Raw genomic sequence first — 25450 nt, forward strand, 5'->3', positions numbered from 1 at the left:
TAATCGCCCAAGAGGAATACCATGCTGAATTTTCGTTACAATGTTTAGTTTCTCTTCAAAACTGTGATGTCTATACATAAAAAATGCACCCCTAAAGTTTTATGTCTAACTTTTGGGGTGCACTTCAGTTGATAAGACAGGGGATTTTTAGTTTATATGGCGAAAGAAAAAATATTTACTTACATTTGTATGAATTGCAAGCAAACAATATAACACAATTGTAAAACATGAAAAAACATTTACATTTACTCTTATTAGCGTCAGGGCTTTTTCTTGTTCAGGGCGTGAGTGCACAAACAAATTCAGCAGACGATCCGCTTCCGGGTTATACGCAAGCGGAACGGTTTGCCGGTGATAAATTGCCGACGATGTTGTTTTCTACTTCAGTAGATCCACATTGGTTTAAGGCTGGTAATTGTTTCTGGTATGAATATAAAACCGGAAACGGGAATGTCTGGTATGTGGTTAATCCTTCTGCTAAATCGAAACGTCCTCTATTCGATCAGGATAAGCTGGCAGCAGAACTTACGGAGATCGTAAAAGACCCGTTTATCGCTCAACAGTTACCTATCCGGAAACTGGAGGCAGGAGAGGACGGACGTACTTTTACGTTTCAGGTGACCTCTTCACAGGATGCGAAGAAAGATAGTACGGATAAAGATAATAAAACGAAGAAAGAAGTTTTCTATTTCTCTTATGATTATCCTACCCGTAAACTGACGCATCTGGCCGATAAAAAGAAAGATACGGAATATCCCGACTGGGCTTCTATTTCTCCGGACGGTAAAACCGTTGTTTATGCAAAAGACCTGAATCTGTACCGTATGTCGCGTGAAGATTACGAGAAACTGAAAAAGGATGACAAAGACAGTACCGTTACGGAAATACAGCTGACAACCACCGGAGTAAAAGACTTTGGTTTCGGGCAGCCTTACAGCATTTTAAATACGGATACATTATGTAACGGCAAAAGAAAAAATCCGGGTTACTTATTGTGGTCACCCGATTCACGTCACTTTGCCGTATCTATCTCAGATAGCCGCGAGGTGAAAGACCTGTGGGTGATCAATGCCATGGCAACCCCGCGTCCGACATTGGAAACATACAAGTACCAAATGCCGGGTGAAAAAGAAGCGCCGATCAGCCATCTGTATCTGTTCGATATGACCAATAACTCTTATAAAGAGATCAACACCTGGGCTTTTAAAGACCAGACCATCCGCATGGCTCGTCAACCCCGCTTGCAAAAACAACGTGATATGAAGGAGCTGCCAAATATCTGGCTGGGTGATAATAACCGTTTCTTCGTTACCCGTTCCAGCCGTGACCTGCACCGTATCGACATCTGTACGTATACCATCGGTGAAGATTCGATCCGTCCGATCATCGAAGAGCGTATGAATACCTATATCGAAGTCCGTCCGCTGGCATCCGTAAACAATGGCAAGGAACTGATCCATTGGAGCGAACGCGACGGCTGGGCACATCTGTATCTCTACGATGATAAAGGCAACCTGAAAAACCGTATCACATCAGGCCCCTGGCATGTCGACCAGATCGTAAAAGTAGACGAAGCCAAGCGTGTCGTTTATTTCCTTGCCAATGGTAGGGAAAAGGACGAGAATCCCTATTATGAACATCTTTACCGGGCGAACCTGGATGGAAGCGGCTTGCAGATGGTTTCAGTCGGTGATTATTTCCATGATGTCCGCATAGATGATAATGCACAATTCATTGTCCATAATTATTCCCGCATCAATACGGTTCCTAAGACAGACCTGTTGGATAATACAGGCCGGAAGATTATGGACCTGGAAGAAAGCGATTTCTCACAACTGTTTGCAGCCGGTTACCAGTTCCCGGAACCGTTCAAGGTGAAAGCTGCCGACGGTGTGACAGACCTTTATGGTGTTATGTACAAACCGTTCAACTTCGACTCGACTAAAGTATATCCTGTTATCGATTACGTTTATCCCGGTCCTCAGGTGGAAGCAACCCGTTATCCGTTTACCCGTATGAGCGTTCGTACAGACCGTTTGGCTCAGGCTGGATTCATTGTTGTTTCTGTCGGTAACCGTGGCGGTCATCCGAGTCGTTCGAAATGGTATCATAACTTCGGATACGGTAATTTACGTGATTATGGACTGGCAGATCAGAAAACGGCCATTATCCAGTTGGCTGATAAAAATAAGTTTATCGATATCCATCGTGTAGGTATCCATGGACATTCGGGAGGCGGTTTTATGTCGACAGCAGCAATCCTGCAATATCCGGATTTCTTCAAGGTGGCAGTTTCCTGTGCCGGTAACCATGATAACAAGATCTATAACCGTTGGTGGAGTGAAACACATCATGGTGTGAAAGAAGTAGTATCGGAAAAAGGCGATACGACATTTACATACAATATAAAGAGTAATCAGGAACTGGCAAAACAGTTGAAAGGCCATTTACTGTTGGTTCACGGTGATATAGACAACAATGTCCATCCGGGTAATACGATGCGCGTTGTAGATGGTTTGATCCGTGCCAATAAGCGCTTCGACATGCTGCTTTTACCGCAGCAACGCCACGGTTTCGGCGATATGGACGAATACTTCTACTGGCGAATGGTCGATTACTTCTCTGAACATTTGTTAGGAAAATCGGATAAGTCGGTGGATATACCGAAGCGATAAGTTTTTCAGAAACGTTCGAAAAATCTTTTGACGGTAAGACTAAAGGGGCTTCTGCATCGAATGCGGAAGCCTCTTTTTGCATAAATAGGACAATAAAAATGAAACATAGATAAAAAAGAATAGTGCAAAAAAAGATGACAAGAGAGAAAAACGATCTCTTTTAGTTTATTAACTAATGAATTTAGTTTTAAAACTAAAACTTTTAGTTTCTTTGCCGTAAACAATGGAAATTATGAAGCGATTGACTGCAAAAGAAGAAGAGATCATGGGCTATTTCTGGGAGAAAGGCCCTTTGTTCGTGAAGCAACTGCTAGAATATTATGAGGAACCTAAGCCTCATTTCAATACCTTGTCGACTATTGTCCGGGGATTGGAGGAGAAAGGTTTTCTTTCACATAATACATTCGGTAACACTTATCAGTATTATAGTGCAGTCAGCGAAGCAGAGTACAGTAAAGGCACATTGAAAAATGTCATTGCCAAATATTTCAATAACTCTTATCTGGGAGTTGTTTCTTCGCTGATAAAGGAGGAGGATATTTCCGTGGATGAACTCCGGCAATTACTGAACGAAGTGGAACAAGCAAATAAGGATTAATATTATGGGAGATTTCTTTGTTTATATCCTTAAATCGTCTGTATGTCTGGCAGTATTTTACCTGTTTTACAGATTGTTGTTAAGCCGTGAAACATTTCATCGTTTTAACCGGATCGCATTGTTGAGTGTCGTTATTCTCTCCGTAGCCATTCCTTTTATCCGTATAATGACGGATGAGCCTGTAGCCATACAACGCCCGTTACAAAACTTGGAGTACCTTTTACAAATGGCGCAGATGCAGACGGAAACAGAAGTACAGACACCTCAGTCTTTCTGGCTTCCGTTCTTGTTTGTCGTTTATCTGGTCGGCTGTATTTTCTTTTTTCTTCGTTTCCTTTATTCTACATTCCGTATATGGCGGATGGTCGGGAAAGGAGAGAAGCAGGTTCTTTCCAAAGGATGCAAACTGGTAGTTACGAACGACCTGATCTGTCCATTCAGTTGGATGGGATACATTGTTATTTCCCGGAAAGATATGGAAGAAAGCGGCGAAGAGATATTGACACACGAACTGGCTCATATAGGTGCTCACCATTCTTTGGATATGTTGATTTGTAGTTTTTGTGTGATACTTCAGTGGTTCAATCCTGCCGTCTGGCTGCTGAAACAGGAGTTACAGAATATTCATGAATACGAAGCCGATGAGAGTGTGATCAATCATGGCATCGACGCAAAACATTATCAATTATTATTAATAAAAAAAGCTGTTGGTTCACAGCGCTTCACTTCTATGGCCAACAGCTTTAATCACAGTAAACTAAAAAAACGAATTACTATGATGTTAAAACAAAAATCAAACCCCTGGGCGCGGTTGAAGTATCTGTATGTACTTCCGCTGACTGCTGTAGCAGTAGTCGCTTTTGCCCGTCCTGAAATCTCTCGCGAACTGGAGAAAATTTCAAGTGCCAAAATTAGCGAAATTGTTTCGGTTAAGGAAGTTATTGAGCCTAAAAAAGCTGAACCTATGGCCGAGGCCGTACTGGCTCCTGTGGACAAACCGGTTGTTCCTGTTCCGCAGAAAACGAAAACCATAAAGACTGAAACGGTTCCGGAGGAGAAAAAAGAGAATGTGAATCCTTTGGAAACCATGCAAAAGCAACTGGATGATTTGGGAAAAGGATCTGAAGAGCGCATGAAAAAGATCAAGACGAAAGTGGAATGGTCCCGAAATCTGATCCTGATCGACAATGAAGTGGCAACTTATGACCAATTGGATGCTATCCCTCCGGAAAATATCCATAGCTTCTCGATAAGTCCAAAAGAAAAGTCAGGAGAACTTTTAGCCAAATATAACGCGACGGATAAACATGGCGTTATTTCTCTTATAACTAAAAAGGGGGTTGATTCCGGAAAAGTAAAAGCGGATGAAATAAAAGTTGTCGGGTACGGTCCGATAGAAGATCATTTGCCGGGCGAGGTGAGATTCCGTATTAGAAATGAAAAAAACGGCGCGGAAAAACCTCTTATATTTATCGATGGGGTAGAACAGATAAGAGAAGGTGCATTGGAAAAGATAAATCCTAACACGATTGAATCGATCTCTGTCCTGAAAGACGAATCAGCCAAAAGTCTATATGGAGAAAAGGGCAAGAATGGAGTGATTTTGATCACAACAGAAAATGCGTCAGCAAAAAAAGCAGTAAAATGAAGATGACTTATTTGTGTCAATTAACCGTTGCCTCCTGTCTTTTTCTTGCTGCATGCAATGGAGATAAAACAACAGACGGTAAACTATCCGTGATCCCGTTGGGAACAGCCATTGAAAGACCGGTAGAGCTGAAGGCATCCGATTATTTCAAACAGGTTCGTTATGTTCCGCTGGAAACGACCGACAGCAGCCTGATTGGGAAAGGTCCCTATGTACAGATTATCAAAGACAGGATATTGGTTTCTACTAACCAGAGTCAATGCCTGATGTTTGATAAGGGAACTGGAAAATTCATCAAACAGGTTGGGCATATCGGGAATGATCCGGAAGGGTATAATAGTGTTTTCTGTTGGGGTGATAACGAAACGGGAATGATTTATTTCAACGGATGGAATAAAGATTTGGTTTGTTATGACTCAGAAGGAAACTTTCGGGGGAAGATTAAGATACCTTTTGATGTACAGGGAGCCTCTTCGTCATCTTTTAGTTACCAGAATGACGGGACATTTGTTTTGCATAAGTCCGGATTATTCGGGAATGGGGAAAGTAAGCTGCTTTTTTTTAAGGACAATATGCCGATAGATTCATGTTCAACCATAGCAAGTAAAGGTGAGCCGTTCGATCCTTCTAATATAGCATCGATTTCTGTCTTTAAAAGTGAGACTGGCATCGAAGTTTTTGGCCCGACTGCGTATGAAGGTACGATCGTTATTGATTATAAAGAGCCGGAGACCGGTATTATAATTATTATTGCTAATACAAGTCTATGGTCCCGAGGCAAGGATATTTATTTCAAGGAAGCATACAATGATACGATATATCAGGTAAAAGACAGGATCTTAGTGCCTGCTGTTGTTCTTGACTTGGGTAAATATCATTGGAATTTTCTGGAACGCTTTATGAAGAATAAAGATAATGCCGTCCTGATAACGCAGATACTCGATAGTGAAGACCGGATGATCATCCGTTTTATCAGGGAATTATTTCATAAACCGACCCTGTTCAATGCCGTGGTTACCAAATCGACCGGAGAGGTTAAAGTCAGTTTGTACGTAAATGGTCTGAAAGATAACCTGACGAATTTTTTGCCTATACAACCTATGTCGGTTTCCTCAGCCGGAGAGTATGTGGGCTTGATTTCTGCAGGTGATGTGGTTGAATGGTTTGAAGATAATGAAGAGGTAAAGGATATTCCGCAGCAGGTAAAAGAGTTGAAGCGGATAGGGGAAGAAGATAATCCCGTGGTTGTAATAATGAAATAAAGAAAAGAGCCGTAAGTGTGTATGACCTACGGCTCTTTTTATTGTTTGATTGTCTAGTCCTAAAATATCGTTACACCTAACAAAGTAACGAAATGGAAAAGTCAGAAAGCAAGTACGTTAGACATACACAAAAGGATTACAGCATGTCCTTTAAATTATCAGTAGTTCACGAATATGAAACAAATCGGTTAAGTTTGGAGTCTATTCAGCGTAAATATGGTATACAAGGAAGCCATACAGTAAAGCGTTGGATTGAAAAATATGGTAACTTTGACGTGTCAAATCGATCTCATATTCCCATGAAAAAAAGCAAGGAACAGCAACTGCTTGAATTGGAGCAGAAAGTAAAATTATTGGAGCGCAAGAATGCCCGTCTAGAAAAGGAGCTTGAATTAAAAGATATGAAAACTGAATTTTTTGATATGATGATAGATCTCGCAGAAAAGGAATATCATATCGATATCCGAAAAAACTCCTTTCCCGAACAGTCATCCAATACAAAGAAAAAAAATCCGTAAGTATTAGCGGAATCTGCCGACTGCTCGGGATAAGCAGGCAGAAATATTATCGTCAGCACTGGAGTATAAACAAAAGTCGCCAAAAAGCTACTGAAGTTGTAAAGATGGTACAGGGCCTCCGTTTGGAGATGCCCCATATAGGTACCCGCAAACTCTATCATATACTTCAGCCGGTATTGAAAGAGAAGAAAGTCGGCCGTGACAGGCTGTTTGACATACTGCGTGCCAACCACATGCTTATAAAGCCTGTTCGTTCCTATCATGTGACGACTAACTCTCACCATCGGTTCCGCAGGTACAAGAACCTTGTGGCCAATATAGAGCCTACACGTCCGGAAGAAATCTGGGTGTCGGATATAACTTATATAAGGAATAGAAACAGGCACTTGTATCTCTCATTGGTTACAGACGCTTATTCAAAGAAAGTTATGGGATATGACCTTTCCTGCTCTTTGGATACTCTAGGTACCCTTAATGCCTTAAAGATGGCTAACCGCAACCGATTGTACAGGGAGGAGTCCTTAATACATCACTCAGATCGTGGTATACAATATTGCTCCGATGCATATCAGAGATTGTTGAAACGGTATCATATCATACCGAGCATGACTGAATCCTATGACCCTTATGCTAATGCCATAGCGGAAAGGATAAACGGGATACTCAAACATGAGTTTATGCTTGAAGATCTTAATCTCCCTTTGACGGAGATGAAATGTTTGGTAAAGGAGGCCGTCTATAAATATAATAATCTCAGGCCGCATTACTCATGCGGATACAAAACACCGCAGTATATGCACCATCAGAGGCAAATTAAAATTAAAAGTTATAAAAACAAACAGTTCAGCAAGGCTAGCCTTGCTGAACTGTTCTGAATGTTTTATTTTTGTCCAATAACTGTAACGGTTATTTAGGACTAGTCAGATTTGTCTTCTCGTATTAAACTGGTATATAGATCTATTTCATATTTAATACACTTCTCTCGTCACTGATTGTCGACTTTCCTGGAGTTGACTTACGTGTGCAATAATCAAACTCTGCTGATTTATCACCAGAAAACGATTTCCATTTCAGTTTCAGTTTAACCGTTTTACCATTCGTATCTGGTAGTTTAGCCAGATTAAATGCAACCAATCCGTCTCCTTCGATTCCATGAACATCACCATAAGCATTGTGACGGAATTCCACCTCATACGGATTTGCAGGGTCTTCGCTTACCAGCAGGTTTACAAAATGAGCCTTACTGCGATCTCCCCATAATGTTCTGAAACGAAGTGTCAAATAACCGTCTTCTGCAATTGTAACCCAGTCCTTAAGCATTTCGACAGGATCGGTACCATACACAGAGTCATTTTCTACTCCAAGATCCGGAGCTATTTGTTTGGTCAGGATACTGTCTATCCAATTCACGTACACAGCTTTGCTGTATCCTTCACTCGGCTTATCTACGAGCCTGCAATTAACCAAAGCTCTTACCTCCTTGTCACCATAAGGAGAAGAAGTTATGTTTACAGGGAATAATGTTGTAGTATCATCCAGTTGTAGGAAAAATGAATCATTGCTAACCGGCTTTACAGTTACAAGAGCATTTGCCCGCCAATTGCCACCATAGTAGTAATCATCATCATCCAAACAAGATTGGAAGGTTAGAGAAGTGAATAGAACTCCCGTGGCCATTAAAAATAATTTCAACGTCTTCATAGCTTAATATCACTAAATTATTAATTGTTATATGAATGAAGATGGATAAGAGCTTGAAAATGCTGCAAAGGAGAATAATAAAATATATTAATAGCATTCTTGCCCGCCACTTTGTAAATTGCAAAAACGATAGCCCATGAAATACCGAAAGCAACAACCGCTGCCAATGGAATCTGCAAGCCAAGAGGAACACCGATATCTTCTTTACCAACATAAATACCGGGGCAGTCATCATTACAACATTCAGGGAGTTATAGGTAAAGAACAGTTCCAGTTGTTCATCTGTGAAATCCGGCAAAGAAGTTACATGACGGAATCCCAAAAAGGTAACGGCATATCCGATAAGGAACATCGGAACACCTATAGCTAGTATCTTACTTACCGGCTAATCCTGTTTACGCAAGTAATGGCTTAGCAATAAAGCACCGGTAATCATAACAAAGAGGGGTACACAAGGACGAAGTAGTGCTCCATAAGTGGCACCCCAGAATTTAATATCTGCAATATTAGCTGGAACATCTCCTGGATAAAAGTTAAAAGGATCAGCACAATGACAACATACGACAGTAAACATAGCGACAAACCGCATCACATCCAGCCACACCACATGCGGCTTTACGGAAAGAATAGTTTTGTTTTCCATAAGATTTAAAAGTTGATATAAGATTGTTTTACATTATTGTTTAGTGTAATTGTAAATATCATTGATTTTGTAGAGCATCAAGCAGGAGGGTGATATTGACTGTAAATAATCTAACGGAAATAGCCAGCAAAATAATTCCAAAGAATTTACGTATGATATAGATACCGCCTTTACCTAGTAAGCATTCCACTTGCTTGGTCATACGCACCACAAAATAAACCCAAAGCATATTCAGAATCAGCGCTACAACAATATTGACACTGGCATATTCTGCCCTCAAAGATAATAAGGTAGTAAACGAACCTGCACCGGCCAATAAAGGAAAGACAAGGGGTACAAGTGTTGCTTCCTTGATAGGTCCCGTATTTTTAAAGATTTCAATATCGAGAATCATTTCAAGTGATAACAAAAAGATAACAAACGCCCCGGCCACGGCAAACGACTCTATGTCTACATGGAACAGTTTCAGTAAAAAGTCACCGGCATAGAAAAAGCCGATCATTAACAGAAAAGAGATAACCGTTGCCTTCAGGGCATTCACCTCTTTTCCTTTATCTTTCAAATTAATAATAATAGGAATAGAACCGATAATATCAATTACAGCAAACAGTACGATAAAGGCACTGATCATTTGTTGGAAATTAAAATCTTCAAACATAACTAACCTTCCCTTTAGAATAGAATAATAACTAATTTTGTGAAGATAACATTTTTTTGTTAAATGACAATTTTTGTAACCATGAATCTTCCTATAATTGCTGATTATTAATAATTATAATATCTTTGCTGCGAACAATCAGGAACCTGATATGAGGTTTTAAACTTAAATGTTATGGGAATAGTAATTGGTATAGACGTAGGAGGGAGCACTACCAAAATAGTAGGTATCGACGGGAAGGATATAAAGAATCCGATGTTTGTCAGAGCTACCGATCCTGTTACCTCATTATTCGGTGCATTCGGTAAATATTTATATGATAATGATATAGCCTTGTCGGCAGTCGAAAAGGTAATGCTAACAGGTGTTGGTAGCGCTTATATAAATCAACCGTTATACGGTCTGCCTACTGCCAAAACCGACGAATTCCTGGCGAATGGTCTGGGTGCACAATATCTGACCCGGTTAGATAAATTGATCGTTGTCAGCATGGGGACCGGGACTTCTTTTGTCAAAGTGGAAGGAGAGAAGATAGAGCATATTGGTGGTATAGGAATCGGAGGCGGAACGGTATTAGGATTATCCAAATTACTTCTTAAAACACAAGATATACGTCAGGTCGTGCAGTTGGCCCTAAAAGGCGATATAACAAACATTAATCTGCAAATACAGGATATATGTAATATTCCACTTCCAGGACTGCCTTTGGATGCAACGGCTTCTACATTTGGGAAAGCTGATGCCAACACTTCACAAGAGGATGTTGCCCTGGGTATCATTTATATGGTACTTCAATGTATTGGTCAGTCCGTAATATTAGCAGCTTTAAACAGCGATATACATGATTTTATTCTGATCGGAAATCTAACCAAATTACCTCAATGCGAAAGTATCTTCCCCAAACTCGAGGCTATGTATAATACTCGTTTCCATATTCCGGAATATGCAGAATATCGTACAGCTATAGGAGCGGCACTTACCTATATAAATAAAAGAGAATATATGAAAGTGATTTAATATAAAAAGGGTCGGAAACGTTTTTTATTTCCGATCCTTTCCTATTATATTAACCGAAATATAATCCTTGTTGAATACCGTTACTTACAAAAACCTGCCCATTCTTTCGTTGTATAAAAACCTTATTTTCACGGGCGAGCCATCCAATAGCTAAAGTGGTGTCTTCGTGACTCAGATCAATCAATCGACTCAATTCGGGGATTGATAATTCTCTTCCCTTATTCAACTCGTGCCAAACTTTACCGGCATGCTCTCCGATCTTTTCTAATTCCATAATCGTAACATTTTTGATAAAATAGATTTACTCTTTTATATAAAACAAAAGAAAGTGTATTCTGTTCATTTCGTTTTTCTTCTGAATTTTCTGCAAAGTACAAGGTTTTGACCGGATTGATCAATTCCTATTATTGGGTTTCTATGTTCTGTTTTTGCGATTATTCATTGTATAAAAATCAAATGTACTATCTTTGAAAATCATAAATCTGAACAGTATGGAGGAAAACATGCCTATATTTGATATTCCTACGGATTTTATTGCTAGTGACAATATTACGGGAGAGATATTGAAACGATATGTCAATTACTCTAGTAAAATGAAAGCCGTACTTTTTGCCTTATGTGTAAAGGGTAAAGTGCGTATTACACTGAATTTATCCGAACATACGATCAAACAAAATGATTTCCTGACACTTACTCCAGACAGTTTCATACAGATCAATGAAGTTTCACAGGATGCCCACTTTTATTACGCCTGCTTTTCCCGAGAATTCATGGATAGTAATAACCTGATCCTGACTACAATCAGGCTGCTTCCTATGTTGACAGAATACCCTGTTATAAACTTGTCGGAAGACCTTACACAACTCTATCTGGATGTTTTCAAGCCTCTTTTACATGCCTATTCTCTCCCTTGTACTCTGGAGAATAAAGATATCATTAAGTCCATATTCACCATCTTTATACAGGGCACGGCTGAGCTATACAAAAATCATGGGAAATGGAAAAATCCGTTCCATACCCGGAGTAAGGAAATATGCCGGGAATTTACAAAACTGGTCATGTCCCATTACACTACCCAGCGTAATGTAGCCTTTTATGCAGAACATTTGGGAGTTACCGTTTCTCATTTTTGTTCGACCATAAAAAAGGAAACGGGTAAGACTGCATTGGAAATCATCACAGCCATTGTGTTGATGGATATTAAAGCACAATTAAAATCGACTGATCTGCCGACAAAAGAGATTGCCTTTTCGTTAGGATTCAATAACATGTCTTTCTTTAACAGGTATTTCAAAAGACATACAGGAATGACACCCCAGGAATTCCGCAACAGCTAATACGATTAAGATTTAAGTAAACGGATAATATCTTCCATACGGATCACTTCGAAACCTTCCAGAGTAGGAAGGATTACCTGACGTTTTTCAGTTTCGATTCGCGAAGACTTTCTTCCAGTATTTTCTTCCGGTTGAATATTTCCCGGTTTATAATATGTTACTGTACTTTATTTACAGCCAGTATCAGTTCCTCATAACGATAATATACAATAAAAATCCCTTGTTCCAGCAATTATCTGAAACAAGGGGTTCTTATTTATCTATGGAAGATATTAAAACTTACATATATTTAGGTCTTTATCGACTAATAAGCCATCAATAGATTTCAGATTGAATTTTACTTTGCGTTTTGCTTTCAGTTTTAGGACAAACAGGTCGGTTGTTCCTTCTAGTGTTTCTTTGTCACCGAGATTTACAAAAGTAGGATACAATGCTTTCTGATCGTTTGTATGCAGACGGTCGTAAGTAAGATTTTCCATTGTTTTCAGATTCAACGGTTCCACTCCGACAAATTCATAATCCTGTTGATCATAAGGCAAGGCAAAGCTTAAAGCGTTGACAGCTTTCAGATCTGTTCCTTTTACCTTTACTTCTACGATTTCGTCTTTATTATACATCTGCTTCGGCGTACTGATCTCAATTGTGCCGGAAACCTTCTCTGTCCCCAGGTTTTCTATACCACCATCCAACTGAGTGGTAACAACTGAAATATCATAAGCATCGATCAAACCGTTCTGGTTAATATCTCCTGCACTGACATAGTCGAAATCACTGTCACCTTTACGAAGACCAGTATAGTTCATATATGAAGTCAGGTCGTTATTATCGATCTTCTTGTCCTTATTGATATCACCCGGCAGATAGCTTTCGGTTCCAGGAACTTTAAACACATACAATTCACGGCCTGAACCATAATTACCAACACCTTCGGTTACATTTAGTTTAATGTAACGTGCTTTGGGTTTATCCTTGAATTCGAAGATTTTGACATCACCGTTACGTTCGAAGCGGAAAGAGTCCACCGGAATCCAGTTTTCTTTATCCATACTATATGAAACGAAACCTCTCAGCATTGTACCATTGCCACCATCCTGACGAGACAAATAATGGAATTTATCCAGTTGATTAATTGTACGAAGATCGATAATCATATCAAACGGTATAGCATTCTTACGATATTTCGTATGGAACATATCGCCCAGTTCGGCAAAGTCAAATAAACGGAAAATCTCGAAACCTTCCTGTTCTTCGGCTGTCACTTCACCGCGAATACCTTGGATGGCAAATTCCAACGGATTGGATTTTGTTTTCGTACTGAAAGTATTCCAGTTTGAATGACCTTCTTTGTTTACGGCACGAAGTTTGAATGTGTAATCCGTTTCGGCTTCCAGTCCATCGAATAACAGTTCTGTATTCCTTATAGTAGTATACAACATGTTATTGAATTCGATTTCGTAGTAGTCGGCATTGTTTACCTTATTCCAAGTTGGTTTTAAGGTATAAGCTTCGACATTTTCGGCAGTAATCTGTCCGTTCGGGGCAGTCAGCGTTCCGGTGGTTACTTTCTGCGTATTTGCCGTATTGAAGTTATAACCTTCAACGTTCAATGTAATTTCATCGGAGGTAATATCGGTAGAAGCCAACTTCACCAGTAACTGCGGATTCTTTATTATCATGAGTTTTTCAAACTCGCTATCTTTAGTAGCGAACTTATTCAGGTTCGGGGCTGCATCATAGAAGTATGCGTTTTTTGCATTTTGGAACTCTGCCATTGAACGTGCCTCTGTCAGTTTTACTTTGTTCTTACCCACTTTGGCAGCAAGCTTTTTAGGCATTTCAGATACGTTGATCCGCAGTTCGGTCGCTTTTTCTTTTAAAAAACCGCTAAAGTCACCCACAGTCGGATGAATTGTGATCACCACATTGTTCTTACCGTCAACCTTCGATTCGATCAGCGTAGTTGTACCTTTTCCTAATTTGTATGCTTCTGTAAGTCCATCGTCATCATATTCAGTAAATGAGCTGTTACCGGCAGGATAGAATTCATAAATACGTAGATTCTTATTGATTTCAGAAACATTATTGTTCGGGTTGGTCATTGGTATGATCGCACCGCTTTTCACGAATACTGGAAGTTTCCAAAGTGGGGAAGCGAAGTTATTGATAACACAATTGCCTTCATATTTTTCTCCGGTGAAGTAATCGACCCAAACTCCTTCGGGCAAATAAATACCGTCGCGAATATCATTTCCTTTTTCATCTACTTGTGTTTCCTGATAGATAGGAGCGACCAGGAAATAGGGACCGTACATAAACTGATATTCAGTAGCCTTTCCATAGGTGTAAGGATTTGGATATTCCAGGAACATCGCACGGATCATCGGTTTGCCGTCAACAGCTTCTTTCGCGATACTGTAAGCATAAGGCATCAGTTCCGATTTCATTTTCAGATACCAACGGTTAATAGAAGTGGCCGGTTCGCCAAGAGCATGCGGATATTTCTCATTCGAACCCCAACCGTCCATATTCAGTTCCATTGGTGTCCATGTCTTCCACTGGAAATCGCGTGTATTCATTGCCAGATTTTTACCACCAAAGATACCGTCCATATCAGAGGTAATATTGGGTTGTCCGGACAGTCCGGAGCCGATATAAGTCGGGATATGGAAGCGGATATATTCCCATTGTCCACCTGTCTGGTCACCTGACCAGATACCGGCATAACGTTGTGTTCCGGCCCAACCATCCAGAGAGATGATAAACGGACGGGCATCGTTACCATAATAAGGCATGATATGACCAACATCAGCTACACCGTTCAGACCGAATGAATAACCATCGCCTACCCATGCCACATCTGTCTTAAGTACACGCACGCCGGCATCGCGAACCTCTTTCACTATGTCGCGTTGCAACAGTGCACTCACTTCGGGCTTCGGATGCAGATCCGATTGTGTCCAAAGGCCTATTTCCACTCCATTTTTATGGGCATAATCGGCAAGGTTTTTTAGATTCTGGATATTTCCATCCAGTGTTTCCGTTTGTCCGTATCCGGCGCCATAACCATCGTTTGGTAATAACCATCCGAGCGGCATATCATAGTTTTTATAACGGTCGATCACAGCACGGGCAGAGAACTGGTAATTATCCTTTTCTCCGTTCAACGATTCTTTAACACCGCCATTGTCCTTCTGACTTTCCTTATAACGTTTGCCGTCTTCAAAAAGAATACCTTTCTCATCTTCAACCCAATAGTCACGATTGTAGGCATTCAGGTGTCCCTGATAGAAACCAAACTTAGGCAATAATACCGGATTACCTGTCAACTGATAAAAATCATTTAACAAGGCCACAGGTCCGTCACTGATCATATAAAAAGCATCCAGGTAATCAGTGTCGTGGGATAATGTTACGATACCTTTTTCTGCTGCACCAAAATCATATTTACCTTGTTTAAAGGTGTACCACATAAAGCCATAACCATTGGTAGACCAGTAATAGGGAGTAGGAGAGGCCACACCGCCATCAGTCCAGCTATTTTGATTTTCTATAGCTATCGCTTTACCCTTATGGGAGAAACGCCCGTTCTGAACACCACCGCCATAGAAATATTCCCCGGGGTTCTCTTTCAGAGTGAGAACCGTTTTTCCTTTCTCAAAAAGGATCGGTTTCACTTCTTCCAGAACCACTTTATCGGTTTTAAGATTGGAGACTTTCAACAAAGACGTGTTTTTATCCAATTCTAGTTTTACTTTATCCGTACTGATAAAAATACAATTATTGTCTTCTTTCAGGGTTAACGAAGTTAGCGGTTTTCTGGGATTATCGACCAGTATTTGTGCTTCCGGTTTAGCTTCCGGATCACGTATGATACCTCCGTTTATATCCTGGAATACACGGAAGATGTTTTCTCCATAAAAGTCAAAAGCCATTCTTTGATTATCAGAGAACTGGATTTCGATGGTTGTAGAATTGATTTGTTTCGCTCCGACTATTTTCTTAGCCTGTTGCATTTCCATACAGATATTATCTGCTTTTTGTATGGCTTGCATGGACAAGGGCGAAAACAGCGGAAAGGCTAAAGCTAATATCAGCACTTTCTTTTGTTTCAGTTTTTTGATAGAATCATTCATGTTATTAAATGTTGTTTTAACGTATAAAATCTTTTAAACAACAAACTTACGGGATATAATTTTCATACGCAAGAATTTACAATATATCCTACAAGAAAATACTAACAATCAAGCATTGAAGGGGCATTTGAACAAAACAACTACACCCGTATCGACACCTCATGGAATTTAGGGATAAGATGAAAGAAGACAGAAATATACTTTCTAATATTCCGAAAACTTCCTGAAGAGTTGAAAGATAAATCGTCTGAAAAATAAATTATTCTTTCGGCAGGAAATAAAATTATCATATATTGTGATAATTTATTCGTACATATTATGCCAATGCTTTATCATAATATATGACAAAAGAATATTATAAAATGTGATAAGATACTGGCATATATTATACAAAAAAGGAGTCCCGAATGGAACTCCTTTTTGTTGTATTGGATTATATCCGGCTGTTATCCTATCATCTGAACGCTACGTTTAATGAATTGGCTTAACGCTTCACCTTTCAGCATACCGTTAGCTAATAAAGCCAAGTCGATCAACTGGCTGACCAGCTTGTTGCTACCGGCATATTCTGCCAGGATTGCATTACGTTGTGAAGATAGTTCGTCGATCTTATGATTTGTATTCGTCATATCTTCTTTTTCTTCAGAAGTGATCTCTTCCTCTTTCTTCTTGCTTTGTGCTTCGCGCAAATCAGTCTGGCGAGCTTTCCAGCCTTTCAGATCGGCGAGGATCGGTTTCAATTTGTCTTCGCAGTTCTGTTCTTCTTCGGAAAGTACTTTCTTAACCAATTCGTGATCTGTATTCAATACCAGATTATAGTTGTCCGGCATCTCACCGTAGAATGACATACCCGGCTGCATAGCGGACATTTCACGCATTCGGCGCATATATTCACTCTGGGTCAGCATCACCGGATTGGAGTTTTCCCCCAATGCTTCGAAAGTAACGATAAAGTCAGTCTTTTCGATCTTCGGTAGCTGGCTTTTGAACATTTCCTGTAAAGCATTCTTTTGATCTTCGTTCAGTGTTACCTGGTTTGCATTTTCCTTACGAATCAGATTGTCGACCGTATCGCTGTCCACACGAACAAAACGAGTCTTTTCAAACTTCTGTTCCATTTGGCTGATAGCATGAATATCCAGCTGGCCGTCCATGATCAAGACGCTGTATGCCTTTTCTTTGGCAGCATGGATATAGCTGTATTGGTCGTTGGCATTCGTTGTATACAAATAGATAAGATTACCTTCTTTATCTGTCTGATTAGCTTCAACCAACGCCTTATATTCTTCAAATGTATAATATTTACCATCTACGTCTTTCAGAAGAGCGAATTTAGCAGCACGATCATAGAACTTTTCATCGCTAAGCATACCATATTGGATGAAGAGTTTCAGGCTGTCCCATTTTTCTTCAAACTGAGGACGGTCGTTTTTGAACATTTCTTCCAGACGATCAGCCACTTTCTTTGTGATATGGTTAGAGATCTTTTTCACGTTCTGGTCGCTCTGCAAATAAGAACGGGATACGTTCAGAGGAATATCCGGAGAGTCAAGTACGCCGTGCAACAATGTCAGGAATTCAGGAACAATGCCTTCTACTGAATCGGTAACGAATACCTGGTTACTGTATAATTGAATCTTATTACGATGTAAATCGAGATTACTCTTGATACGTGGGAAATACAGGATGCCAGTCAGGTTGAACGGATAATCCACATTCAGATGAATCCAGAATAAAGGTTCTTCCGACATAGGATACAAATCCTGATAGAATTTTTTATAATCTTCATCCGTCATATCAGCCGGTTTGCGAACCCATGCCGGAGTGATATCGTTGATAATGTTATCTTCGTTGGTATCAACGTATTTGCCATCTTTCCATTCCTGCTTCTTTCCGAATGCGATAGGAACGGGGAGGAAGCGACAATATTTGGTCAACAGGCCGCTGATCTTTTCTTTATTCAGGAAATCCTTATTTTCGTCGTCGATATATAGGATGATATCTGTACCACGATCATCTTTCTGTGTCTCTTCCAGTGTATATTCGGGGGTACCGTCACAACTCCATTTCATAGGAACTGCACCTTCTTTGTAAGATTTGGTTACGATCTCAACTTTCTTAGAAACCATGAAAGAAGAATAGAAACCAAGACCGAAGTGGCCGATGATAGCAGCAGCATCGTTCTTATATTTTTCTACAAATTCTTCTGCACCCGAAAAGGCAATCTGGTTGATGTATTTGTCGATCTCTTCAGCTGTCATACCGATACCACGGTCGGATATCTTGATGATCTTGTCGTCAAAACTTACATGAACAGTCAGGTCGCCCAGTTCTCCTTTGAATTCACCGACAGATGAAAGTGTTTTTAATTTCTGTGTAGCATCTACAGCATTCGATACTAATTCACGAAGAAAGATTTCGTGATCACTGTACAAAAACTTCTTAATAATAGGGAAGATGTTCTCGCTTGTAACACCAATGTTTCCTTGTTTAGCCATATCGTTTATATTTTATTTATGTATTAATAATTCGTTTGACGTTACGGTATAAACAAAAAAAATGCCAGATAGGTTCTATCTGACATTTTGACTTTATAACCGACAGAAACGGCTTATGCCTGTTCTTTCTTCTGTACGGATGTTACTATTTTCTGTTCCTCCTTATTGAAGTCTACAACAATTTTGTCGCCTTCGCCAACGGAAGCGCGGATAATCAATTCGGCCATTTCGTCTTCCAGATATTTCTGGATAGCACGTTTCAGCGGACGGGCACCGAACTGTACATCGTAGCCCTTTGTGGCGATGAAGTCTTTAGCCTCATTGGTAAGAACCAACTCGTAACCCAGACCACAAACACGCTTGTAAAGTCCCTGTAACTCAATATCGATGATCTTATGGATAGCATCTTTATCAAGCTGGTCGAACATGATGATATCGTCTACACGATTTAGGAATTCCGGAGCAAAAGCTTTATTCAATGCTTTCTGAATAACGCTGCGTGAGAAATCTTTATCCATTTCACCGGCTGCTTGCGAACTGAAACCGACACCACGGCCGAAGTCTTTCAACTGGCGTGTTCCGATATTGGAAGTCATGATCAGGATCGTATTTTTAAAGTCAATTCGTCTGCCAAGACTGTCAGTCAGGCGACCTTCGTCTAATACCTGCAACAACAAATTGAATACATCCGGATGCGCTTTTTCGATCTCATCGAGCAATACGACAGAGTAGGGTTTACGACGAACCTTTTCGGTCAGTTGACCGCCTTCTTCATAACCGACATATCCCGGAGGTGCTCCGATCAAGCGTGATACCGCGAACTTTTCAAGGTATTCACTCATATCAATACGAACCAATGCATCTGCCGAGTCGAACAAATATTCCGCCAACTTCTTAGCCAGATGCGTCTTACCGACGCCCGTCGGACCAAGGAACATGAATGTTCCGATCGGTTTGTTCGGATCCTTCAATCCTACACGGTTACGCTGGATAGCTTTCACAATCTTCTGAACGGCATCATCCTGACCAACAACCTGCTTTTTCAAATTCTCGGCCATTTCCAGCAGTTTCAGATTTTCAGCCTTTGCTATTCGTTGAACAGGAACACCTGACATCATGGCTACCACTTCGGCAACTTTGTCTTCGTCCACTGTTTCGCGATGTTCCTGTAATTCCTGTTCCCACTTGGCTTTGGCAGCTTCCAGTTGCAGCAGGTACTGACGTTCCTTATCACGGAAACTTGCAGCCAACTCAAAATTCTGGGACTTGACGGCCGTCAGTTTTTCGGTCTTCGTTTCTTCAATCTTTGCTTCTAATTCTTCGATACTTTTCGGAACTGTAATATTAGATATATGTACGCGAGAACCAGCTTCATCCAGTGCATCGATCGCCTTATCCGGGAAGTTACGATCACTGATATATCGTTCTGTCAGCTTCACACAAGCATCCAGGGCGTCGTCAGTGTAGATCACATTATGATGTTCTTCGTAACGGGGTTTGATATTTTTCAGGATCTGCAATGTTTCTTCTGCCGTAGTCGGATCAACGATCACTTTCTGGAAACGACGTTCCAATGCACCGTCTTTCTCGATATTCTTGCGATACTCGTCGAGTGTAGTTGCACCGATACATTGTATTTCTCCACGTGCCAATGCGGGTTTCAGCATATTAGCAGCATCCATAGATCCGGAAGCCGAACCTGCACCTACAATTGTATGGATTTCATCAATGAACAGGATGATATTCGGATTCTTGGAAAGTTCGTTCAGGATCGCTTTGATGCGTTCTTCAAACTGTCCGCGATATTTTGTACCGGCTACGATAGATGCCATATCCAAACTGATCACACGTTTGTCGAACAATACGCGGGATACTTTTCGCTGGATAATACGCAACGCAAGCCCTTCTACAATAGCAGATTTACCAACACCCGGTTCACCGATCAACACCGGATTATTCTTTTTGCGGCGGCTTAGGATCTGGGCCAGACGTTCAATTTCTTTTTCACGGCCTACAATCGGGTCCAGACGATTCTCGGAAGCGGCTCGTGTCATATCCGTACCGAAATTATCTAATACCGGGGTATCGTTCGGTGATTTCGGCTGTGCTGCACCTGTACCGGAAGAGGAGCGGGAAGACTCTTTACGGGAAGAGAAGTCTTCTTCTTCTTCATCTTCGTCGTCAGTGTAACCATCACTGATTTCATCCACTTCTTCCAGTTCTTCCATGCGATTCATATCTGTTCCGCTTGCTAGATTATTGTATACATTGCGGTAGTTTATACCAACTTCGCTCAACGCTCTGGCAGCTACATTGAACTCTTCTTTCAGGATAGCCAGAAGCAGATGTTCCGTACCCGTCTCGTCTGTTCTGAACAAACGCGACTCCAGCATACTCATACGTAGCACACGTTCTGTTGTTTTACTGATAGCGATATCGTGAAGTTCGGACTCTTCCGTATCAAACGTATTTTTGATCTCTTGTTCAATTCTCTTCTTTATATCGTGTACGTTAGCGTTCAGATCACGCAATAACTGCATGGCTCTTCCTTCTCCATCGCGTATGATACCAAGCATCAAATGTTCCGGTCCGATATAACTGTTCTGAAGCCTGGCAGCTTCCTCGCGGCTATATTCAATAACGTCCATCAGTCTTTTTGAATAATTATTTTTCATACCTATATGAATCCTATCTATTATATTAATGTACTGTGAATGCAAAATTAATAAACTCTCCCTATATATCTAACAAAATTCGTGCCATTATTCCTTAAGAAAGGCTCAATATTTCTGAATAATAAAATTTCAGGGTAAAAACTTTCGTGATAAAGGGAAAAGCGTTACCTTAGTGCACTTTTTGAAAGGTGAGATATTGAGTGTAATTAATATAAAACTAAATGGTTGATCAAGACAGAATTATTAAGATTAACATCGAGGAGGAAATGAAATCAGCATACATTGATTATTCAATGTCTGTAATTGTTTCGCGCGCCCTTCCGGATGTTAGGGATGGTTTTAAACCGGTTCACCGTCGTGTGTTGTTCGGGATGAATGAATTAGGTAATACATCCGATAAACCTTATAAGAAATCTGCGAGAATTGTTGGAGAAGTTTTAGGTAAGTACCATCCACATGGAGATTCTTCCGTGTATTTTGCGATGGTTCGTATGGCACAAACATGGTCCTTACGTTATCCGTTGGTGGACGGACAAGGTAACTTTGGTTCAGTCGACGGTGACAGTCCGGCGGCAATGCGTTACACCGAAGCACGTTTGAGCAAGCTTGCCGAAGAAATGCTTCGTGATATTGACAAAGACACAGTAGACTTCCAGCTGAACTTCGATGATACGCTGAAAGAACCGACAGTACTCCCGACTCGTATCCCGAACTTGTTGGTGAACGGTGCTTCCGGTATCGCAGTAGGTATGGCAACGAATATGCCACCTCACAACATGAGTGAAGTGCTGGACGCGTCTATGGCTTATATAGATGCCCGTGGAGAAATTGATGTAGAAGGTTTGATGGAGTATGTAAAAGCTCCTGATTTTCCGACAGGCGCAACAATCTACGGCTATGCAGGTGTGAAAGATGCTTTCGAAACCGGTAGGGGACGTATTGTTCTTCGTGGTAAAGCAGAAATTGAAGTAGAAAACAATCACGAAAAGATTATCATTTCGGAAATCCCTTACCTTGTTAATAAGGCTGAACTGATCAAGTACATCGCCGACTTGGTAAACGAAAAACGTATCGAAGGTATTTCCAATGTAAACGACGAATCAGACCGTAATGGTATGCGTATCGTCGTAGATGTGAAACGTGATGCAAATTCAAGTGTAGTACTGAACAAGTTGTATAAGTTAACTGCTTTACAATCTTCATTCAGTGTTAATAACATCGCTTTGGTTAACGGTCGTCCGCGTCAGTTAAACCTGAAAGACATGATCAAGGCTTTTGTTGATCACCGTCATGAAGTCGTGATCCGCCGTACAAAGTTCGAACTGAAGAAAGCCGAGGAAAGAGCTCATATTCTGGAAGGTTTGATTATTGCTTCCGATAATATCGACGAAGTAATCGCTATCATAAAATCATCCAAGAGCCCGAATGAAGCGATCGAACGTTTGATGGAACGTTTCTCATTATCTGATGTTCAGGCCCGTGCTATTGTAGAAATGAGGCTTCGCCAGTTAACTGGACTGGAACAGGACAAATTGCGTGCTGAATACGAAGAAATTGAGAAATTGATTGCCCGCTTGAAAGATATCCTGGAAAATGAAGACACTCGTATGGTAGTGATTAAAGATGAGTTGCAGGAAATTAAAGATAAATATGGTGACGAACGTAAAACCGATATCGTATATGCTTCTGAAGAATTGAATCCGGAAGATTTCTATGCCGACGACGAAATGATTATTACGATCTCACATATGGGATACATCAAACGTACACCGTTGAGTGAATTCCGTGCTCAGGGTCGTGGAGGAGTAGGAGCTAAGGGATCAGAAACCCGCGATGAAGACTTCGTTGAATATATTTATCCGGCATCTATGCACGCAACCTTGTTGATCTTTACAGCAAAAGGTAAGTGTTACTGGCTGAAGGTATTTGAAATTCCAGAAGGCGCTAAGAATGCAAAGGGTAGGGCAATTCAAAACTTATTGAATATCGAACCGGATGATAAAGTAAATGCTTTCATCCGTGTTAAGAAACTAACAACCGATACGGAATTCATTAATTCACATTACCTGTTATTCTGTACGAAGAAAGGTGTCATCAAGAAAACATTGCTCGAGGCATATTCACGTCCGCGTCAGAATGGCGTGAACGCTATTACTCTCCGTGAAGACGATGGCCTGATTGAAGTCTGTATGACAAATGGTGACAACGAAGTCTTAATCGCAAACCGTAACGGACGGGCTATTCGTTTCCACGAAAGTGCAGTTCGCGTTATGGGACGTACTGCTTCCGGAGTGAGAGGTATGACACTTGACAATGACCCCTCTGACGAAGTAGTGGGAATGGTATGTATCAAAGATAAAGAGACCGATACTGTGTTGGTTGTTTCTGAACAGGGGTATGGAAAACGTTCGGTTGTGGAAGACTATCGTATGACCAATCGTGGCGGTAAGGGTGTTAAGACACTCAACATTACTGAAAAGACCGGAAAACTTGTTGCCATTAAAAATGTTACGGAAGAAAATGATATCATGATCATTAATAAGTCTGGTATTGCTATTCGTATGAAGGTAACCGACCTGAACGTAATTGGTCGTGCAACACAGGGTGTCCGTTTGATTAACTTAGGAAAACGTAATGATGAAATAGCCTCTGTATGTAAGGTTTTATCCGAATCGGAAGAGCAGGTGAACGAAGAAAATGCTGAACAAGACGCTCAAAATGAAAACAAAGGGGAAATAACCGGTTTTGGAGGATCTGAGGATATCGCTAAGGATACTGAAGAGACAACAAATGGATAATTTAAACAAATAGAAATATTAATCTCAAATTACTATCACAATGAAACGATTATTATTAACAGTTGCATTATGTGTTGCAGCATCTGCCTCTTTCGCTCAAAAGAAAGCCGTTAAGGAGGCACAAGGAATAGCAAAAGGAGACAAAGCTGACTTCACTGAAGCCAGATCGTTAATCAAGGGTGCCCTCGAAAATCCTGAATCAAAGGATGACGCTCAGACCTGGTATGTTGCTGGCTTTATCGAAGATCAACAGTTCAGTGCAGAGAGAACTAAACAAATTCTCGGACAACAACCGAACGAACCCGTTATGTATGATGCATTGATCGCTATCCTTCCTTATTTTAAGAAGGCTTACGAACTGGATCAGCTTCCTAACGAAAAAGGTAAGATCAAACCGAAATATACAAAAGACATCAAGAGCATTTTGAGTGCTGACCATGTATATTATTTCAACGGTGGTGCTTACTACTTCGATCAGAAAGATTATAAGAAAGCATACGATTTCTTCAACCAGTACCTGGAAATCTCTGAATTACCAATGTTCGAAGGAACTCAGACAGCAGAAAAAGACTCTACATTCATGACTGTTCAGTTCTATGCAGCCGTAGCTGCTACTCAATTGGGTGATTCTCCTACAGCTATCAAAGCTTTGGAACGTGCAAAAGACACAGACTTCAGACAGAATGACGTTTATCAGTATCTGTGCTACGAATATCAGCAGGCTAAAGACACTGTAAACTTCGAAAAGACACTAGAAGAAGGTATGGCTAAGTTCCCGAACGAAGAATATTACCTGATGAACCTGATCAACAACTATATCTATTCAGGAAGAAACGAAAAAGCTATCGAGTACCTGAACACAGCTATCGCTAAGGATGCTAACAATTCTCAGCTATATCACGTAATGGGTATGGTTTACGAAACAGGTTTGAAAGATTATGCAAACGCCGAAAAATATTTCTCTAAAGCATTGGAACTGAAACCGGATGCAGTAGAATCTCTGTCAAGTCTTGGCCGTGTATATTACAACCAGGGGGTAAACAAACAAGGTGAGGCTAACATGATTAACGACAGCAAGAAATATCAGGAAGAACTGACAGTTGCTAAAGATCTTTTCAAGAAAGCTCTTCCTTATTTCGAAAAAGCTCACCAACTGAAACCTGAAGAATCAGAATATATGATCGCTTTAAGAGGTATCTACTATAATCTGAACATGGGTCCGGAACTGGAAGCTATCGAGGCTGAAATGAACAAATAATAATCATTTCCATTAGATATAAAAATAGCCA

The 25450-nt window shown here is 40.5% G+C and carries 16 protein-coding genes and 1 pseudogene; 10 read left to right on the plus strand and 7 right to left on the minus strand.

The genetic code is table 11. The features are described from left to right. Window positions 1-227: 227 nt before the first annotated feature. From M1P97_RS12810 to M1P97_RS12835, 6 genes are all read left to right on the plus strand, one after another. Entirely contained in the window at window positions 228-2675 is a 2448-nt protein-coding gene (locus tag M1P97_RS12810) for a S9 family peptidase (protein WP_249389290.1), read from the plus strand. A gap of 232 nt (window positions 2676-2907) precedes the next feature. Further along, on the plus strand, window positions 2908-3273 hold the full coding sequence (locus M1P97_RS12815) for a BlaI/MecI/CopY family transcriptional regulator (protein WP_122354511.1): 366 nt from the start codon (window positions 2908-2910) through the stop codon (window positions 3271-3273). Between the two features lie 4 nt (window positions 3274-3277). After that, window positions 3278-4921 carry a M56 family metallopeptidase gene (locus tag M1P97_RS12820; RefSeq protein ID WP_249389291.1) on the plus strand — a complete coding sequence of 548 codons (1644 nt, stop codon included), beginning with the start codon at window positions 3278-3280 and terminating at the stop codon, window positions 4919-4921. Beyond that, a complete protein-coding gene (locus M1P97_RS12825) occupies window positions 4918-6183 on the plus strand; it encodes a DUF4934 domain-containing protein (protein ID WP_249389292.1) in 1266 nt (421 codons plus the stop codon). Before M1P97_RS12820 ends, M1P97_RS12825 begins: the two co-directional genes overlap by 4 nt. A 92-nt stretch (window positions 6184-6275) precedes the next feature. Then, the gene (locus M1P97_RS12830; protein ID WP_249389293.1) at window positions 6276-6701 is read left to right on the plus strand and encodes a hypothetical protein; all 426 of its coding nucleotides are present in this window, start codon (window positions 6276-6278) and stop codon (window positions 6699-6701) included. A gap of 20 nt (window positions 6702-6721) precedes the next feature. Beyond that, complete coding sequence (locus M1P97_RS12835; RefSeq protein ID WP_249389393.1) at window positions 6722-7576, plus strand: IS3 family transposase; 855 nt, start codon at window positions 6722-6724, stop codon at window positions 7574-7576. A gap of 82 nt (window positions 7577-7658) precedes the next feature. On the opposite strand, the gene M1P97_RS12840 is transcribed toward M1P97_RS12835, so the two are convergent. The 3 genes and pseudogenes from M1P97_RS12840 to M1P97_RS12850 form a co-directional block, all read right to left on the minus strand. Further along, window positions 7659-8402: a NigD1/NigD2 family lipoprotein gene (locus tag M1P97_RS12840; protein ID WP_195375486.1), complete on the minus strand. Its 744-nt coding sequence runs from the start codon at window positions 8400-8402 to the stop codon at window positions 7659-7661. A 20-nt stretch (window positions 8403-8422) separates the two neighbouring features. Continuing rightward, window positions 8423-9045 (minus strand): annotated as a pseudogene (locus tag M1P97_RS12845) (acyltransferase family protein). A gap of 58 nt (window positions 9046-9103) precedes the next feature. Further along, complete coding sequence (locus M1P97_RS12850; RefSeq protein WP_195375487.1) at window positions 9104-9703, minus strand: MarC family protein; 600 nt, start codon at window positions 9701-9703, stop codon at window positions 9104-9106. A 174-nt stretch (window positions 9704-9877) separates the two neighbouring features. On the opposite strand from M1P97_RS12850, the gene coaW reads away from it, so the two are divergent. Beyond that, entirely contained in the window at window positions 9878-10720 is an 843-nt protein-coding gene (gene coaW / locus M1P97_RS12855) for a type II pantothenate kinase (RefSeq protein ID WP_249389294.1), read from the plus strand. 49 nt (window positions 10721-10769) lie between these two features. On the opposite strand, the gene M1P97_RS12860 is transcribed toward coaW, so the two are convergent. Continuing rightward, window positions 10770-10994 carry a winged helix-turn-helix domain-containing protein gene (locus M1P97_RS12860; protein ID WP_075557524.1) on the minus strand — a complete coding sequence of 75 codons (225 nt, stop codon included), beginning with the start codon at window positions 10992-10994 and terminating at the stop codon, window positions 10770-10772. A gap of 217 nt (window positions 10995-11211) precedes the next feature. On the opposite strand from M1P97_RS12860, the gene M1P97_RS12865 reads away from it, so the two are divergent. Continuing rightward, entirely contained in the window at window positions 11212-12057 is an 846-nt protein-coding gene (locus M1P97_RS12865; protein ID WP_249389295.1) for a helix-turn-helix domain-containing protein, read from the plus strand. Window positions 12058-12329: 272 nt separating this feature from the next. Here the strand turns inward: M1P97_RS12865 and M1P97_RS12870 are convergent, their stop codons facing one another. The 3 genes from M1P97_RS12870 to M1P97_RS12880 all read right to left on the minus strand — a co-directional run bounded on the left by M1P97_RS12870 (window position 12330) and on the right by M1P97_RS12880 (window position 21363). After that, the gene (locus tag M1P97_RS12870; RefSeq protein WP_249389296.1) at window positions 12330-16190 is read right to left on the minus strand and encodes a TIM-barrel domain-containing protein; all 3861 of its coding nucleotides are present in this window, start codon (window positions 16188-16190) and stop codon (window positions 12330-12332) included. Window positions 16191-16636: 446 nt separating this feature from the next. Next, window positions 16637-18688, minus strand: a complete 2052-nt coding sequence (gene htpG / locus M1P97_RS12875) for a molecular chaperone HtpG (protein WP_249389297.1) — start codon at window positions 18686-18688, stop codon at window positions 16637-16639. Window positions 18689-18801: 113 nt separating this feature from the next. After that, entirely contained in the window at window positions 18802-21363 is a 2562-nt protein-coding gene (locus M1P97_RS12880) for an ATP-dependent Clp protease ATP-binding subunit (protein WP_249389298.1), read from the minus strand. Window positions 21364-21584: 221 nt separating this feature from the next. Between M1P97_RS12880 and gyrA the strand changes: the two genes are divergently transcribed. Together gyrA and M1P97_RS12890 are read left to right on the plus strand one after the other, a co-directional pair. Then, a complete protein-coding gene (gene gyrA / locus M1P97_RS12885; protein WP_249389299.1) occupies window positions 21585-24161 on the plus strand; it encodes a DNA gyrase subunit A in 2577 nt (858 codons plus the stop codon). Window positions 24162-24201: 40 nt separating this feature from the next. After that, a complete protein-coding gene (locus tag M1P97_RS12890) occupies window positions 24202-25419 on the plus strand; it encodes a tetratricopeptide repeat protein (RefSeq protein WP_195375493.1) in 1218 nt (405 codons plus the stop codon). Window positions 25420-25450: the final 31 nt, after the last annotated feature.

Source organism: Parabacteroides leei (genome assembly GCF_023369805.1).
GTDB lineage: Bacteria > Bacteroidota > Bacteroidia > Bacteroidales > Tannerellaceae > Parabacteroides > Parabacteroides leei.